Source organism: Faecalibacterium prausnitzii (assembly GCF_049532945.1).
In the GTDB taxonomy this organism is placed as follows: domain Bacteria; phylum Bacillota; class Clostridia; order Oscillospirales; family Ruminococcaceae; genus Faecalibacterium; species Faecalibacterium prausnitzii_N.
Window position 1 is genome coordinate 543,670 of record NZ_CP186691.1, and the last position, 17,251, is coordinate 560,920.

Sequence of the window (17,251 nt, forward strand, 5' to 3'; positions counted from 1 at the left end):
CAGGGTGCGTCCGGCAGGGCGCACCCTGTTTTTGCGTTCAGTCCTCTAATCCGTGACTTCCAGCCGCATTTCTCAGATACTCCTCTGGCTCACCGTTCAAAATTAGCTCTGCATACGCCAGCGGGTCATTGTAGATGAGGTAGTCCAGTTCAGACCTCTGCGCCATGGTAACATCCAGTGCATCCTCGACACCGGTGCAGTTGATGGAAATTTTGCGCCCATCCCGGAGCAGCAGCTCCACACAGCCGGTGCCCATGTTAAACTGACAGGCTCTTGCATCGTACTTCATAATCTTGCGTCCCTTCTGCCTTACGGCACTCTTACTGTTGTGACCTTCGTGATACGGTCTTTCTTCTGATAAGGTTTTGGACACACAGCCGTCAGGGAAGAGCCATTGTTCTCGTTTCCGAAGAAAACAAAAAATCCGAACCCTTCTCCTATCGAGAAAAGGTTCGGATTTTCATGGTTTGGTGCGAGTAGTGATACAGAACTTTTCAAAAACCATCGTAGTACAATTCGTTTTTAAGGTCATCGGATAGCAACTTGCTTGTATTGCACCCCGATGGGCAGCCGTGTTTGAAATATAGTTGCCTTTTATATACCACACAACCTAAAAATTATCAAGTACGCGCAGCGTTCACTTCTCCCATCACCGGGAGCAAATGAACGCTGCTTTTTTTGTTTGCAACGAAAGGAGGCATCCGTGAAATGGCAGTTTTTCGGGTAGAAAAGAACAGCGGCTACACGGTCATGTCAAACCACCACCTGCGGAACCGGGCCTTGTCCCTGAAAGCCAAAGGCTTACTCTCCCAAATGCTCTCCCTGCCGGAAGATTGGGACTACACCCTGCAAGGGCTGGCCCGTATCAACCGGGAAAGCATCGACGCGATACGGCAGGCCATCCGGGAACTGGAACAGGCGGGCTACATCCAGCGTTCCAGAGAACGGGACGAGAAAGGGCGGCTGCGTGGTGCAGACTATGTGATTTTCGAGCTGCCGCAGCCCGTTCCTGCATCGGTTTCACCTACATTGGAAAATCCAACGTTGGAGAATCCCACGCAGGAAAACCCTACGTTGGAAAATCCAATGCAATTAAATAAAGATAAACTAATTACAGAAAAACAAAAGAAAGAGGGATTAAATACCGATTCCATTCCTATCCATTCCCCAAACCCCTTGCCTTTGGACGAGGACGAGGCAGCGGCACCGCCGCCGGAACGGACCGGAAGCCGAAAGGAAGCGGCCTATCAAATTTACCGGGACCTGATTTTGGAGAACATCGAGTATGACACCCTCATCCAGAATCCCCGGATAGACCGGGAGCAGCTGGACGAGATCGTGGACATCCTGCTGGAAACCGTCTGCACCAACCGCAAGTCCATCCGGGTGGCCGGGGACGATTACCCGGCAGCGTTGGTCAAGGCCAAGTTCCTGAAACTGGACAGCCATCACATCGAGTTCGTCATGGACTGCCTGCGGGACAACACCACCAAAGTCCGCAACATCAAGCAATACCTGCGGGCCATGCTGTTCAACGCCCCCAGCACCATCAACAGCTACTATGCGTCCCTTGTGGCGCACGATATGGCGCAGCCCGATTGGGGCCGCCCGCCCAACAACTGACCGAAAGGAGCGTCCACCCATGAGAACCCTTTACCTGCGGCGGCTGGTGGTTCCACCCTAGCTGCTGTTTTTCCGACTACCTGCCAAGGAGGGATGCTGAATGCAGGAAGAAGTCACCCAGAAAACTATTGCCCTGTCCATGAAAACGGGCAAGCTCACCGCCCAAGCGTTGCAAGCTGCCCTGAAAAAATATTTGCAGCACCGGGCCAAGGGGCCAAAGCTGCACCACGGCAAGCAAAGCCTGAAACAGCTGAAAGCCCATGGTGCGGCCCTGACCAACATTGAAGTCACGGAGGCGAACATCGGGGCGTTCAAGCCCTGCGCCAAGAAGTACGGCGTGGACTTTACCTTGCGCAAGGACAAGACCACCCAGCCGCCCCACTACATCGTGATCTTCAAGGCCAAGGATGCGGATAATCTGGAACAGGCGTTCCGGGAGTTCACGGCCAAAACGCTCACTAAGGAGCAGCGGCCCTCCATCCGCAAGGTGCTGACCGCAGCCAAGCAGAAAGCGGCCCAGCAGCCGAAACGCGCCAAAGAAAAAATCAAGCAAAGGGGGCTGGAACGATGAAGCCTGAATGGAAAAAGCTGCTGGTGCTGAATCTACCGTATCTGCTGTTCGTGTACCTGTTCGCCAAATGCGGGCAGGCGTACCGTCTGGCGGCGGGCGTGGATGCTTCGGCAAAGCTGCTCCACCTGACGAACGGCATCTCTGTCGCCTTTGCAAGCCCGCTGCCCAGCCTGCATCTGTTTGACCTGTGCGTGGGCGTTGCCGGGGCGGTGGCTGTCCGGCTCATCGTGTACAGCAAGGGCAAGAACGCCAAGAAGTACCGCAAGGGCGAGGAATACGGTTCTGCCCGGTGGGGCACCGCTAAAGACATTGCCCCGTACATCGACCTCAAGTTTGAAAACAACATCCTGCTGACCCAGACCGAACGCCTGACCATGACTGGGCGGCCCAAAGACCCCAAAACAGCCCGGAATAAAAATGTGCTTGTGATCGGCGGCTCCGGCAGCGGCAAGACCCGCTTCTATGTGAAGCCCAACCTCATGCAATGTTTCCCCACTTCCGACTATCCCACCTCATTCGTGGTCACAGACCCAAAAGGCACACTGGTTCTGGAAACGGGCCAAATGTTCCAGCGGGCAGGCTACCGGGTGAAAATCCTGAACACGATAAACTTTTCCAAGTCCATGAAGTACAACCCCTTTGTCTACATCCACTCGGAAAAAGACGTGCTGAAGCTAGTGAATACCCTTATCGCTAACACCAAAGGCGAGGGTGAAAAATCAGCAGAAGATTTTTGGGTGAAGTCGGAACGGCTGTTCTACACCGCACTCATTGGCTACATCTGGTACGAGGCCCCGGCAGAGGAAATGAACTTCACCACCCTGCTGGAAATGATAAACGCCAGTGAAGCCCGCGAGGATGACCCGGACTTTCAAAGCCCGGTGGACCTCATGTTTGAACGGCTGGAACAGAAAGACCCGGACCACTTCGCCGTCCGGCAGTACAAAAAGTTTTTGCTGTCGGCCGGCAAGACCCGTTCCTCCATCCTGATAAGCTGTGGTGCCCGTTTAGCCCCATTTGACATCCGGGAGGTGCGGGAGCTGATGGAGGACGATGAAATGGAACTGGACACCATCGGGGATGAAAAGACGGTATTGTTCCTGATTATGAGCGACACGGACACCACCTTCAACTTCATTCTTGCCATGCTTCAAAGCCAGCTTATCAATCTGCTGTGTGACCGTGCGGATGATAAATACGGCGGTCGGCTGCCTGTCCATGTACGGCTGATTCTGGACGAGTTCGCCAACATTGGGCAGATTCCCAACTTCGACAAGCTGATCGCCACCATCCGCAGCCGGGAAATCTCGGCATCCATCATTTTGCAGAGCCAGTCGCAGCTAAAAGCCATCTACAAGGATGCGGCCGAAATCATTTCGGACAACTGCGATTCTGTTCTCTTTTTGAGTGGGCGGGGTAAGAATGCCAAAGAGATCTCCGATGCGCTGGGGAAAGAGACCATCGACAGTTTCAACACCAGCGAGAACCGGGGTTCTCAAACCTCCCACGGACTGAACTATCAAAAATTAGGAAAGGCGTTGATGTCAGAGGACGAAATCGCAATCATGGACGGCGGCAGGTGCATTTTGCAGCTGCGGGGCGTGAGGCCGTTCTTCTCGGAGAAGTTCGACATTACAAAGCACCCGCACTACAAGTACCTTGCGGACGCGGACAAAAAGAATACCTTTGAGGTGGACAGGTTCTTATCCACCCTGCGCCGGAAACGGCAGCAGGTAGTCGCACAGGACGAAAGTTTTGACCTGTACGAAATCGACCTGTCGGATGAAGATGCAGCCGCCGAATGAGGCGGCATTTTTTGAAAAAATTTTTGAGTGCCGCAGAACAAGCGGCAGAAAGTGAGGACCTTATGGAATTTTTCAACAGCGCAGTTGATACTTTGCAGACGATTGTGGTCGGTCTGGGCGGTGCCCTGTGTGTCTGGGGTGGCATCAACCTGTTGGAGGGCTATGGACAGGATAACCCCGGCAGCAAGAGCCAGGGCGTGAAGCAGCTGGTCGCGGGCGGCGGCGTTGCCCTGATCGGCGTGACCCTTGTCCCGCTGCTGTCCGGGCTGCTGGGCTAACCTCAACTTATCCGTACATCCACCTTTGAGACCCCACCGCGCTCTCCCGCTCACATGGGAGGGCGCGGGAAAGGAGGTATCTTTGCTTGATTAGTGAGATCATCGAGAAATGGATAAAAGGCATTTTGATAGATGGCATCACGGGCAACCTCTCCGGCCTGTTCGACAACGTGAACGCCAAGGTGGGCGAAATCGCTTCGGACGTTGGTTCTACCCCGCAGGCATGGAACAGCGGCATTTTCAATATGCTGCGCAGTCTTTCCGAAACGGTGGTGCTGCCCATTGCAGCGGCCATCCTTGCCCTTGTGATGTGCCATGAGCTTATCCAGATGATTACCGAAAAGAACAATATGCACGACTTCGATACTTCCATGTTCTTCCGCTGGATTTTCAAGTCTGCCTTTGCCATCCTCATAGTCAGCAACACATGGAATATCGTTATGGGTGTGTTCGATGCCACCCAGAGCGTTGTCAACCAAAGTTCCGGCGTTATCATTGGCGAAACATCCATCCACTTTGACCGCCTGATACCCGGACTGGAATTTCAACTGGAAAGCATGACCATCGGCAGTCTGCTCAGCCTGTGGTTCCAGACCCTTGTGGTGGGCCTGACCATGAACATCCTGTCCATCTGCATCTTCCTTGTGACCTACGGCCGCATGATTGAGATTTACGTTGTGACCGCACTGGGGCCTATCCCGCTGGCGACCATGGGCAGCAGCGAGTGGCGCAGCACCGGGCAGAACTATTTGAAATCGCTTTTGGCGTTAGGCTTCCAAGCGTTCCTGATTATGATTGTCGTGGGCATCTATGCGGTGCTGATACGCAACATTTCAGGTGCAGCGGACATTGCCGGGGCCATCTGGGGCTGCATGGGCTACACCGTGCTACTCTGTTTCTGTCTGTTCAAGACCGGCAGCATCAGCAAGTCGGTGTTCGGTGCCCACTAAGGCCGAGAAAGGAAAAACGTATGGCGTATGTGACCGTTCCCAAAGATTTGACCCATGTAAAATCCAAAGTCTTGTTCGGGCTGACCAAGCGGCAGCTGGTCTGCTTCGGCGGTGCGCTTCTCACGGGCGGACCGCTTTATTTTTTGGCCCGGAACTATCTTTCCAACAGTGCGGCGGCCCTGCTGATGATTTTTGCCATGCTGCCGGGGCTGCTGTTCGCGCTGTTTGAGCGGCACGGCCAGCCCCTTGAAGTGGTGATTCAGCAAATGATTCAGTGCTGCTTTATCCGTCCCAAGGAAAGGCCCTATCAGACCAACAATGCTTACGCCGCCCTTGTGCGGCAATACAAAATGGAACAGGAGGTAAAGGCCATTGTCCAGAAAAACGATACCCCGCGAAACCGAAAAGCCCAAAAAGCTCACCCGCGCCCAGAAAAAAGAAATTGATGCCGTCATCCGCAAGTACAAGGGTGACGGCAAGCCCCGCACGGCACAGGCCACCATCCCGTATGAGGCCATCTACCCGGACGGTGTGTGCCGCATTGACCGACGCACATTCTCCAAGTGCATTGCCTTTGAGGACATCAGCTATCAGCTGGCCCAGCCGGAGACCCGGACCGCCATCTTTGAACACCTGTGCGACCTGTACAACTATGTGGATGCCTCCATCCATGTGCAGCTGTCTTTTCTCAATCGCAAGGTTGACCCGGTGCAGTACGCAAAAAGTTTTGAGATCGCACCGCAGGGGGATGATTTTGACGACATCCGCGCCGAGTACACCGCCATCCTGCAAAAGCAGCTTGCCAGCGGCAACAACGGCATCGTCAAAACGAAATACCTGACCTTCACCATCGAGGCCGACAGTCTGAAAACCGCACGAGCGCGGCTGACCCGCATTGGTCTTGACCTGCTGGGCTATTTCAAGACCATGGGCTGCGTGGCGCACGTCATGGACGGACAGGCGCGTTTGGAGGTGCTGCACGGCATCTTCCACCCGGACGGGGAACCGTTCCGCTTTGACTGGGACTGGCTGGCGCCCTCCGGCCTGTCCACTAAGGATTTTGTGGCCCCGTCCTCCCTCTGCTTCGGCACGGCCAAGACTTTTGGACTGGGCGGCAAATATGGAGCTGTGAGCTTTTTACAAATCCTTGCGCCGGAACTTTCGGATGAAATGCTGGCCGATTTTCTCAAAACGGAAAGCGGCATTCTCGTCAATCTCCATGTGCAGGCCATCGACCAGACCGAGGCCATCAAAACCATCAAGCGGAAGATCACAGACCTTGACGCCATGAAGATTCAGGAGCAGAAAAAGGCTGTCCGTTCCGGGTACGACATGGACATCCTGCCCAGCGACCTTGCCACTTACGGCGAGGACGCCAAAAAGCTGCTGAACAAACTGCAAACAAGAAATGAGCGATTGTTCATGCTGACTTTTTTAGTGCTGAACGTGGCCGACACCAAGCAAAAACTGGGCAACGATGTGTTCCAAGCGGCAGGTGTGGCCCAGAAGTACAACTGCTCTCTTGTCCGGCTGGACTACCAGCAGGAGCAGGGCCTTGTGTCCAGCCTTCCGCTGGGTATCAACCAAATAAAGATTCAGCGCAGCCTTACCACCTCCAACGTGGCGGTGTTCGTGCCTTTTGTCACGCAGGAGCTTTTCCAGAGCGGTGCGGCCATGTACTACGGCATCAATGCGAAATCCCACAACATGATCATGCTGGACCGCAAGCAGGCCCGGTGTCCCAACGGCCTAAAGCTGGGTACGCCCGGCAGCGGCAAATCCATGAGCTGCAAGTCTGAAATCGTCAGTGTGTTTTTAACGACTGCTGACGATATTTTTATTTCAGACCCAGAGGCCGAATATTATCCGCTGGTCAAGCGGCTGCATGGGCAGGTCATCAAACTTTCGCCCACCAGCAAGGACTATGTGAATCCGCTGGACATCAACCTCAACTACTCCGAGGATGATAGTCCGCTTGCCCTGAAATCGGATTTTGTGCTGTCGTTCTGTGAACTGGTCATGGGCGGCAAAACAGGTCTGGAAGCGATTGAACGCACCGTGATAGACCGTGCCGTGAAAGCCATCTACCGCCCCTATCTGGCGAATCCCTGCCCGGAGAATATGCCGATTTTGTCTGACCTCCACCAAGCCCTGCTCGACCAGCACTTGCCGGAAGCGGACCGTGTAGCGCAGGCATTGGACTTGTATGTGTCCGGCTCGCTGAATGTGTTCAACCACAAAACGAATGTGGACATCCACAACCGACTTGTGGCCTTTGACATCAAAGAGTTAGGCAAGCAGTTAAAAAAATTGGGGATGCTCATTATTCAGGACCAGATATGGGGCCGCGTCACCCAGAACCGCAGCCAAGGCAGGGCTACATGGTACTTTGCGGATGAGTTCCATTTGCTCTTGAAAGAAGAACAGACCGCCGCGTACAGTGCCGAGATCTGGAAACGCTTCCGCAAATGGGGCGGTGTGCCCACGGGCGCCACCCAGAATGTGAAGGACCTTCTTTCTTCGCCGGAGATCGAGAACATTCTGGAAAACAGCGACTTCATCACGCTGCTGAATCAGGCATCCGGCGACCGCAAAATCCTTTCGGAACGGCTAAACCTCTCCGCAGACCAGCAGAAGTACATCGACAATTCCGAACCGGGTGAGGGACTACTGATTTTTGAAAATGTGGTGCTACCGTTTTCCAATCCCCTCCCGAAAAACACCCAGCTCTATAAAATCATGACCACCCGGCTCAACGAGGTGGTGGAGCTATGAGCTTAACTCATTTTAGCTTGTTTTCCGGCATAGGCGGCATTGACCTTGCCGCGGAAGCGGCGGGTTTTACTTCGGTCTGTCAATGCGAGTGGGCGGCCTTTCCCGCCGCTGTTCTGGCAAGCCACTGGCCGGAGGTGCCCCGTTTTCAGGACATCACCACCGTAACAAAGGAGGCTTTCTTTGAAAAAACAGGACTTCGCACCGTCACCCTCATTTCAGGCGGCTTCCCGTGCCAGCCGTTCTCCACCGCAGGGCGGCAGCGCGGCTTCCACGATGAACGCTACCTCTGGCCCGAAATGCTGCGCGTTATCCGGGAATTGCAGCCCCGTTGGGTGCTTGGAGAAAATGTTGCTGGCTTCCTCCGTATGGGGCTCGACAAAACGCTCATTGACTTGGAGCAGGCAGGTTACGATGTTCGGGTTTTCGTATTACCTGCTGCTGCCGTTGGCGCGTGGCACGAACGGAAACGGGTATTCATCATCGGCTCCGCTGCTTCCCACACCCCTTGCCAGCGACACCGGGGATGTGGGCAAGGGGTTGGACATCCAAATCTCTGCGAATGGCAGCTATCGCAAGATGAACAAGGATGGCAAAGCATGGACGGCGCGGCTCTCTCATGTGATCTACCGTATGACACCCACCACACTGGAAAAGCCCTACCTCAACCCGGACTGGGTAGAGTGGCTGATGGGTTTCCCGCGCAAATGGACGGACATTCCCTTTGGGCCGAAGAACCCGCCGACATCCCGCGCCTGACCGAAGATGTGCCGAACCGCAGCAAGCGGATGAAAACACTGGGCAATGCAGTTTCGCCGCCGCAGGTGTTCCCGATTCTCAAATACATTGCGGACATTGAAACGGGCCGCTGTCCGATAGGAGGTGAAGAACTTTGAAAGAATTGCAGGCGAAAGCCAAAGTCACCCAGACCATGACCCGTGATGGTCTGGTGATGGAAAATCAGGCCACTGGTACTGTTGAGAACGTTTCTACTCGTGAAGCAGAACGGGATTACTCCACGGATGCCGAGGGCAAGGCTGAAAAAATCTTAGAACGGGTCGAGGACATCAAGGACAAGCACAAGGCAAAGAAAAAGGCCAAGCAAGCTGCGGAAACTGCCGAAAGCGAAGATGGCCTGCACCGCTCTGCTTCCCGTCTGGAACTGACCGAGGAAGAACGGGCAGACCCGGAGTTGCAGCCGTACATTCACAAGGCAGAAGCGAAAGCTGACAAGCTGGATGCAGCCCGCGCCGCTCTGCCGAAAAAGCGCGTCCCAGTCAAGAAAAAAGTTTACGATGCAGCCAGCGGCAAGGCAAAATCCACCCTGCGCTTTGAGCAGCAGGACAAAGGTCCGCCCAGCCTGAAACCAAACCCGGCCAGCCGCCCACTGTCGGAAGCATTGCTGTTCGCTCACGGAAAAATCCATGAAGTCGAACACGAAAATGTGGGTGTGGAGGGTGGCCACAAGGGTGAAGAACTGGTGGAGCATCAGACCGCCAAGGTCATCCGCAGCGGCATCCGGCACCACAAGATGAAGCCCTACAAGGCCGTGGAAAAGGCAGAGCGTCAGCTCATGTCTGCCAATGCAGAATACTTTTACCAGAAATCCTTGCGGGACAATCCGCAAATTGCACAGGCGGCCAGCAACCCCATTTCCCGGATGTGGCAGAAACGGCGTATCAAACAGCAGTATGCCAAAGCTGCACGGCAGGCCGGACAAGCCGCCGCGCAGGGTGCAGCCGCCACCGCAGAGAACGGTTTCCGGGTAACGAAGCTGGCAGCCGAGGGCGGCGAACGAGTGGCCGAATTTGCGGCCCAGAACTGGAAAACCATTCTGATCGTGGCCGTGTTCGGTCTGCTGGCTCTGCTCCTGATAACGGGGTTGCAGTCCTGCACCGTGATGGCGGGCACCGCTGGAACCGGCGTGACGGCATCCTCTTACTTTTCCAAGGACAAGGATATGCTGGGTGCAGAGAAAGCCTACGCCAAGCTGGAACAAAAACTGCAACGGTATCTCGACACCTACGAGGCCACCCACAACTACGATGAATACCATTTTTATCTGGACGAAATCGAGCATGACCCCTATGTGCTGATCTCGATTTTGTCCGCGCTCCATGACGGCGTTTTTACATTGGCCGAGGTGCAGGGCGAACTTGAAATGCTCTTTGAAAAGCAGTACATCCTGACCGAGACCGTGACCATGCAGATACGTTACCGTACAAAAATGATGGTCATTATTGGCCCGTATGGTGTGCCGCAGGTTATCACCTATCAAGAACCGTATGAATACTACATCTGCACGGTCAAGCTGAAGAACAAAGATTTGTCCCACCTACCCGTGGAAGTGCTGACCGAAGAACAGCTCAGTGCCTATTCGCTCTATATGCGCACACTGGGCAACCGGCCGGATTTGTTCGGCAAAGCGCAATACCCCAATGCGTCTACCATCAAGCAGCCCACCTACTACGATATTCCCCCGGAAGCACTAAAGGATGATAGGTTTGCCGCCATGATGGAGGAAGCCACGAAGTACATCGGCTACCCGTATGTGTGGGGCGGCAGTTCGCCCAGCACCAGCTTTGATTGCAGCGGCTACATTTCGTGGGTGCTGAATCACTCCGGCTGGAACGTGGGCCGCCAGACCGCACAGGGCCTTTACAACCTCTGTACTCCTGTTTCGACGGCGCAGGTCAAACCGGGCGACCTTGTGTTTTTCAAGGGAACCTACGATACCCCCGGCGTGAGCCATTGCGGTATCTATGTAGGCAATTCCATCATGCTGCACTGCGGCGACCCTATCTCTTACACAAACCTCAACTCAAAATATTGGCAGGAACATTTTTACAGCTATGGGCGTTTACCGTGACGCCAGAAAGGATTTTGTATGGCAAAAAGACTTTCCCGCATTGAGCGCGACATCGAACGGCTCAAAGAAAAAATCAGCGAATACCAGCAGCAGTTGAAAGAACTGGAATCTGCAAAGACTGAACAGGAAAACCTGCAGATCATTCAGCTGGTGCGCAGCATGAACATGAAGCCGGACGAGTTCGCGGCCTTCCTGCGCAGCGGTGCGTTGAATGCTGCACCCACCGCCACCCCGTACCACAAACAGGAGGATGCCGCCGATGAAACCTGACAACTGGAACCGCTTCGCTGCCGGACTGCTGGCTATCCTGCTCTGCCTCTGTTCGTTCTCCATGCCTGTTTTTGCAAGCGGCACTGACCCTGCCCCGGAACCTCTGCCAGAAATTGCCGAGGAAGAACCGACTACGGGCGGCATGGAGCCGGAGGGCGTGTCCATCACGCCCAAAGGCAACGCAACACTGGTGGATGATTTTTACGGCGACAAGCAGCTTATCACCGTGACCACCAAGGCCGGGAATTATTTTTACATCCTGATTGACCGCGCCAACGAGGACAAGGAAACTTCTGTCCACTTTCTGAACCAAGTGGACGATGCCGACTTGCTGGCTCTGCTGGATGAAGAACCGCAGACCGCCGAGGTCTGCACCTGCACCGTGAAATGTGAGGCCGGAAACGTCAACGAAAACTGCCCCTTGTGTGAAAAGAGCCTGCGCAACTGCACGGCCCCGGAAGCGGTGAAAACCGACACCAAAACGCCGCAGGAAAAGCCCAAGTCCAACATGGGCAGTCTGATGATCCTGCTGGTGCTGGCTCTGGCGGGCGGCGGCGCGGCCCTCTATTATTTCAAGTTCCGCAAGCCCAAGGCCGATACCACCGGGCACGATGATCTGGACGAATACGATTTTGGCGAGGACGAGGATGCAGACGAGGAACCGGCTGAAATCGAGATTCATTCGGAGGACGGACAGGAGGACGAAACATGAGCTTTCAGCTGGTGATTGCCGAAAAGCCCAGTGTGGCCCACAGCATTGCCGCCGTGATCGGGGCCACCGAAAAGCAAAACGGCTATTGGCAGGGTGGCGGGTATCTGGTCAGCTGGTGCATCGGGCATCTGGTGTCCTTTGCCGAGGCGGACCAGTACGATGAAAAATACTGTAAGTGGCGGTATGAGGATTTGCCCATCCTGCCCCAGCCGTGGCAGTTCGTCGTCCCGGACGAGAAAAAACAGCAGTTTGAAGTTCTGCGTGCCCTGCTCAACCGCCCCGATGTGGATAGTGTGACCGCTGCGACCGACGCAGGCCGGGAGGGAGAACTTATCTTCCGTTTCGTCTACCAAATGGCCGGCTGCACGAAACCCGTAAAGCGGCTCTGGATTTCCAGCATGGAGGATGCAGCCATCCGAGAGGGCTTTGCAAACCTGCGCCCGGATTCGGATTACGATGCGCTGTATCAATCGGCCCTCTGCCGCGCAAAGGCGGATTGGCTGGTGGGCATCAATGCAACACGGCTGTTTTCGGTGCTGTACCATAAGACCCTAACCGTGGGCCGGGTGCAGACCCCGACACTGAAAATGCTGGTGGACCGGGATGCAAAAATTCTGCGCTTCCAGAAAGAAAAATATTACACAGTCGGCATCCAGTCCGGCAGCCTGAAAGCAGACAGTGAGCGCATTTCGGATGCAGAAACCGCAAATTCTCTCAAAGAAAAATGCACAGGCACAACTACCGTTTGTACTTCTGTCAAACGGGAGAAAAAGACAGAACAGCCGCCCAAGCTCTATGACCTGACCACCTTGCAGCGGGAGGCAAACCGCTTGTTCGGTTTCACGGCAAAGCAGACCCTTGATTATGCCCAGCAGCTTTACGAGAAGAAACTGCTGACCTATCCCCGCACGGACAGCCAATATCTGACCGAGGATATGGGCCAGACAGCACAACATCTTGTGTCTGACCTGCTGGGGCTGCTGCCCTTTGCCCAAGGGCTTGGCTTGACCCCGGAAGTGGGCCGGATTCTGAACAGCAAAAAGGTATCGGACCACCACGCCATCATCCCCACGTCCGAATTTGTAAAGCAGGGGTTCACTGGTCTTGCGGAAAGTGAGAGCAAGCTGATGAACCTTGTCTGCTCCAAACTGCTCTGCGCGATAGCCGCGCCCCATGAGTACGAAACCGTGACTGCGGTATTTTCCTGTGCAGGAAATGAGTTCACCGCCAAGGGAAAGACCGTGCTTGTCCCCGGCTGGAAAGAGATCGACCAACGGTTCCGCTCCACCCTGAAAGCAGACGGCGAAGAAGAAGCGGAAAGCCTGAACACCCTGCCAGAACTGGCCGAGGGACAGAGTTTTTCCGTGACGGCTAACGTTTCGGAACACTTCACGTCCCCACCGAAAGCCTACACCGAAGATACGCTCCTGTCGGCAATGGAGCAGGCCGGAGCCGAGGATATGCTGGAAAACTCAGAACGCAAGGGGCTGGGTACGCCCGCCACCCGCGCCGCGATTCTGGAAAAGCTGGTGCAAATGGGCTTTGTGCAGCGCAAGGGCAAACAGCTTGTCCCCACCAAGGACGGCATCAATCTGGCGGTGGTTCTGCCGGAAAGCCTGACCTCTCCCGTCCTGACCGCCGAATGGGAAAACCGTCTGACCGAGATTGCCAAGGGCAATGCAGACCCGGACGAGTTCATGGCCGAAATTGAAGCGCAGGTGCATCAGCTGGTCAAGACCTACTCCTGCATCAGCGCGGACAAGCAAAACCTGTTCCAGTCGGAACGGGTTATTATCGGCAAGTGTCCCCGGTGTGGTGAAAACGTCTACGAGGGCAAGAAAAACTTCTACTGCGGGAATCGTAGCTGTCAGTTCGTGATGTGGAAGAATGACCACTTCTTTGAGCAGCGCAAAAAGGCATTCACACCGAAGATCGCCGCCGCTCTGCTCAAAAACGGTAAGGCAAAGGTCAAGGGCCTCTACTCCGAAAAGACAGGCAAAATCTATGATGCAACGGTGCTTCTAGCAGATACGGGAGACAAGTACGTCAATTACCGGGTAGAGCGCAAAGAGTAAGGCAAAAATACGAGGGCCGGTTATGGTAAGGTGAAGCATTCATTTTGCCATAACCGGCTCTCTCTATCCGTAGGATAGCAAAAAAGGAGTGTGACCAAATGAGCGAATTATTTTCCATCCAGCTGCAAAATCGGCAGCAGCAAGGCAGGGATGGTGTCTGGCTGGACCTGCCCACTACAACCGAACAGGTACAAGCGGCCCTGCGGCAAATCGGCATTTCGTCCGATAATCCGCAGGGCCTTTTCATTTCCGGCTATTTTGCCGAGGAAGAAAAGCGTTTTGCCATCCCCTACAACATGGTGCTGGCATCCAATGTGGACGAGCTGAACTTTCTTGCCGCACGGCTGGAAACACTCTCTACCGGGGAACGCGCAGAGCTGAACGCCGCTTTGCAAGCCCCGCAGAGTGAGCTTTTCAGCATCGGGAGAATCACCGACTTTCCCGAAAACGTGGACTACTATGTGCATCTGCCGGATGTGCACGGGCCTGCCCAGCTGGGCGACTACTATCTGAACCGTTCCGGCATGGTGGATATGCCGGAAGAATGGAAAGGCGGCATCGACACGGCGCAGTTCGGCCGGTATGTGGCCCAGCAGGAGCAGGGCGTGTTTACCGAGTATGGCTACCTTGTCAAAAGCGGGGACGAGTGGCAGAAAGTCCACGAAGGCCAGCCTGTGCCGGAGGAATACCGGGTACTGTCCTTTCCTGTGCCGGAAGTCATGCGGGATGCAGCCAATATCCCGCCGCCTGTTCAACCCGAAACAGAACCGCAGAAAGTTATTCCCATTATCCTGAACGGCAAGGACAGCGCGGAACGCATGAAAGAAATCACGGACCGGCTGGAAACAGGCATTCAAGAATTATTCGACAGTGACCGCTACAAGGCCTACCTCACCACGATGGCGAAATTCCACAATTACAGCTTCAACAACACCTTGCTGATCGCCATGCAGGGCGGGCAGCTGGTGGCGGGCTTCAACAAGTGGAAGGATACGTTCCACCGCACTGTGAAAAAGGGCGAAAAGGGCATCAAAATCCTTGCCCCCGCGCCGTACAAGGTCAAGCAGAAGATGGAAAAGCTGGACGAACAGGGCAAGCCGATTCTGGACAAGGACGGCAAGCCGCTGACGGAAGAAAAGACGGTGCAGATTCCGGCTTTCAAGGTGGTGTCCGTGTTCGATGTCAGCCAGACCGAGGGCGAACCGCTGCCCTCTATTGCAGTGAATGAACTGTCCGGCAGCGTGCAGGACTACCAAGATTTTTTCAGAGCGTTGGAGCAGGCTTCCCCGGTGCCCATCGGGTTTGAGGACATCGAGGGCGGGGCGCACGGTTACTTTCATCTGCTCGACAACCGCATTGCAATTCAGGAGGGCATGAGCCAGCTGCAAACCATCAAAACGGCCATCCACGAGATTGCCCATGCCAAGCTGCACGCCATCGACCCGAACGACCCGGAACAGACCAACCGCCCGGACAGCCGCACCCGCGAGGTACAGGCCGAAAGTGTGGCCTATGCCGTCTGCCAGCACTATGGGCTGGACACATCCGAATATTCCTTTGGCTATGTGGCCGGGTGGAGTTCTGGCCGGGAACTGGCCGAACTGAAAGCCTCTCTGGAAATTATCCGCAGCGCGGCCCATGAGCTGATCTCCGCGCTGGACGAACATCTGGCAGAACTTCGCCAGCAGCGGGAAGCAGACCTTTCCGCTGCACAGGAGGCCGCATTTGCACTGGATAATGGCAATACGCTGTTCATCCAGACCTGCGATTCTGGCTATGACTACACTCTGTATGGCCCGGACCACACGGCTCTGGACGGTGGGCAGCTGGACGCGCCCGGTCTGACCCTGCCGGATGCCAGGCAGGAAGCACTTAATCTGCTGGGGCAGACAGCCGCGGTGGCGGAAGTTCTGTTGGGCGATAAGCTGGCGGCGTTCCAAGAGGCGGCGGAAAAAGCAAATGAACTTTCTGCCCCGGAAGCAGAAAAAGCCGCTGCGACAGATTTATCCGCAGAGCCTACGGTCACGATTCTGTGGAGTGAAAGCGACAAGTTGCAGGACGGCGAAATCATGCCGCTGTCTGTGGCAAACCGCGTTTTTGAAGAACTGGACACCGCCCAGCACACAGACCGGGAAAAGGATGGTTACGAGGGTGGCTGGTACGACAAGACCGCGTTCCGCATTGATTTTACCCTGAACGGCCAGCCGGATAACTACGAGGGACGGCAGGATTTTGGTGACGGAGAGGGTTCTTTGGTTCAGCATATCCAGAACTACCACGAATACTACGCCAAGGACGAGAACTGGAAAAATTTTGTTCTGCACAACAAAGGCCCGGAAGCGTGGGAACAGGACAAGGCAGAGCGGAAAATGGTGCTGACCGAGTTTATCCCGTACCTCAAACAACATTGCAATCTTTCGGCTATGGAGCAGACGGCCACCACCGCTTTGCGGGAAGGACAGAATATTTTGCCGGAACAGACTTCCTATTACACTGCGGTTGTGGCCTATGTGCAGGACTGCCGCTCGATGCTCAACCAAGGTCGGTATGACTTGCCGGAACCGCCCAAGTTGGCCGACTTCGACCAGAGTTTGCAGGACTACGAGGCACAGGTGCAGGCCGAGATCGCGCAGGAAGCGGCCGCTGCCGGAATGACCGTGGAGGAATACGCGGCAGCAGGTTTTGAGGCACCGCAGCAGGACAGCTTTTCCATCTACCAGCTGCGCAATGAAGATTCCACCCGCGATTATCGTTTTGAGCCCTACGACCGCCTGCAGGCTGCCGGTTTGACCGTGGACAAGGCCAACTATACGGAAGTATACGCCGCGCCGCTGACTGCTGGCACCACGTTGGAGGACATCTACCGCACATTCAATGTGGACTATCCGGCAGATTTCAAGGGACACTCGCTGTCTGTTTCGGATGTGGTGGTGCTGCACCAGAATGGGCAGGACACCGCCCACTACTGCGACAGTGTGGGCTTCCAGCAGGTGCCGGAGTTCTTGCGAGAAAATCCGCTGCGCACCGCAGAACTTTCCACGGAACAAAACGAAAATATGATTGATGGTGTGTTGAACAACGCACCCTCTCTGGGCGAATTGGAGGCAAAAGCAAAAGCCGGAGAACAAATTTCTCTGACAGACCTTGCCGCCGCAGTCAAGGCCGAGGAAAAGGCACCAAAAGCCAAGAAGTCCCGCACAGCCAAGCCGAAAAAGCCTTCCATCCGGGCACAGCTGGATGCCGCGAAAAAAGAGCAGAGCAAACAAACACCGCCACGGGAAAAGACAAAAGAATTGGAGGTGTAAACCGTGCAAAAATTTGAAAAT

The 17,251-nt window shown here is 55.0% G+C and carries 14 protein-coding genes; 13 read left to right on the forward strand and 1 reads right to left on the reverse strand.

Going from position 1 to position 17,251, the window contains the following annotated elements; translation table 11 throughout:
* Window positions 1-37: 37 nt before the first annotated feature.
* Window positions 38-289, reverse strand: a complete 252-nt coding sequence (locus ACNQFG_RS02725; RefSeq protein ID WP_005922694.1) for a DUF6061 family protein — start codon at window positions 287-289, stop codon at window positions 38-40.
* Between the two features lie 419 nt (window positions 290-708).
* Between ACNQFG_RS02725 and ACNQFG_RS02730 the strand changes: the two genes are divergently transcribed.
* The 13 genes from ACNQFG_RS02730 to ACNQFG_RS02790 all read left to right on the forward strand — a co-directional run bounded on the left by ACNQFG_RS02730 (window position 709) and on the right by ACNQFG_RS02790 (window position 17,230).
* On the forward strand, window positions 709-1,623 hold the full coding sequence (locus tag ACNQFG_RS02730) for a DUF6017 domain-containing protein (protein WP_423405895.1): 915 nt from the start codon (window positions 709-711) through the stop codon (window positions 1,621-1,623).
* 100 nt (window positions 1,624-1,723) lie between these two features.
* Window positions 1,724-2,194 (forward strand): PcfB family protein, encoded by a 471-nt coding sequence (locus ACNQFG_RS02735; RefSeq protein ID WP_005928054.1) that lies wholly within the window; start codon window positions 1,724-1,726, stop codon window positions 2,192-2,194.
* Window positions 2,191-3,999: a VirD4-like conjugal transfer protein, CD1115 family gene (locus ACNQFG_RS02740; protein ID WP_217285417.1), complete on the forward strand. Its 1,809-nt coding sequence runs from the start codon at window positions 2,191-2,193 to the stop codon at window positions 3,997-3,999. Before ACNQFG_RS02735 ends, ACNQFG_RS02740 begins: the two co-directional genes overlap by 4 nt.
* A gap of 62 nt (window positions 4,000-4,061) precedes the next feature.
* Window positions 4,062-4,277 (forward strand): Maff2 family mobile element protein, encoded by a 216-nt coding sequence (locus ACNQFG_RS02745; protein WP_005922889.1) that lies wholly within the window; start codon window positions 4,062-4,064, stop codon window positions 4,275-4,277.
* An 86-nt stretch (window positions 4,278-4,363) separates the two neighbouring features.
* On the forward strand, window positions 4,364-5,227 hold the full coding sequence (locus tag ACNQFG_RS02750) for a VirB6/TrbL-like conjugal transfer protein, CD1112 family (RefSeq protein ID WP_005927770.1): 864 nt from the start codon (window positions 4,364-4,366) through the stop codon (window positions 5,225-5,227).
* Window positions 5,228-5,247: 20 nt separating this feature from the next.
* Window positions 5,248-5,673 carry a PrgI family protein gene (locus ACNQFG_RS02755; protein ID WP_005935473.1) on the forward strand — a complete coding sequence of 142 codons (426 nt, stop codon included), beginning with the start codon at window positions 5,248-5,250 and terminating at the stop codon, window positions 5,671-5,673.
* Entirely contained in the window at window positions 5,600-8,002 is a 2,403-nt protein-coding gene (locus tag ACNQFG_RS02760) for a VirB4-like conjugal transfer ATPase, CD1110 family (protein WP_423405896.1), read from the forward strand. Before ACNQFG_RS02755 ends, ACNQFG_RS02760 begins: the two co-directional genes overlap by 74 nt.
* A complete protein-coding gene (locus ACNQFG_RS02765) occupies window positions 7,999-8,895 on the forward strand; it encodes a DNA cytosine methyltransferase (RefSeq protein WP_423405897.1) in 897 nt (298 codons plus the stop codon). The genes ACNQFG_RS02760 and ACNQFG_RS02765 overlap by 4 nt, the downstream gene beginning before the upstream one ends.
* A complete protein-coding gene (locus ACNQFG_RS02770; RefSeq protein ID WP_423405898.1) occupies window positions 8,892-10,868 on the forward strand; it encodes a C40 family peptidase in 1,977 nt (658 codons plus the stop codon). The genes ACNQFG_RS02765 and ACNQFG_RS02770 overlap by 4 nt, the downstream gene beginning before the upstream one ends.
* Window positions 10,869-10,886: 18 nt before the next feature.
* Window positions 10,887-11,138, forward strand: coding sequence for a DUF4315 family protein (locus tag ACNQFG_RS02775; RefSeq protein WP_015537333.1), 252 nt, complete (start codon window positions 10,887-10,889; stop codon window positions 11,136-11,138).
* On the forward strand, window positions 11,128-11,850 hold the full coding sequence (locus ACNQFG_RS02780) for a DUF4366 domain-containing protein (protein WP_423405899.1): 723 nt from the start codon (window positions 11,128-11,130) through the stop codon (window positions 11,848-11,850). Before ACNQFG_RS02775 ends, ACNQFG_RS02780 begins: the two co-directional genes overlap by 11 nt.
* Window positions 11,847-13,925, forward strand: coding sequence for a DNA topoisomerase 3 (locus tag ACNQFG_RS02785; protein ID WP_423405900.1), 2,079 nt, complete (start codon window positions 11,847-11,849; stop codon window positions 13,923-13,925). The genes ACNQFG_RS02780 and ACNQFG_RS02785 overlap by 4 nt, the downstream gene beginning before the upstream one ends.
* A gap of 98 nt (window positions 13,926-14,023) precedes the next feature.
* Window positions 14,024-17,230, forward strand: a complete 3,207-nt coding sequence (locus tag ACNQFG_RS02790; RefSeq protein ID WP_423405901.1) for a YodL domain-containing protein — start codon at window positions 14,024-14,026, stop codon at window positions 17,228-17,230.
* The last annotated feature ends 21 nt before the right edge of the window (window positions 17,231-17,251 follow it).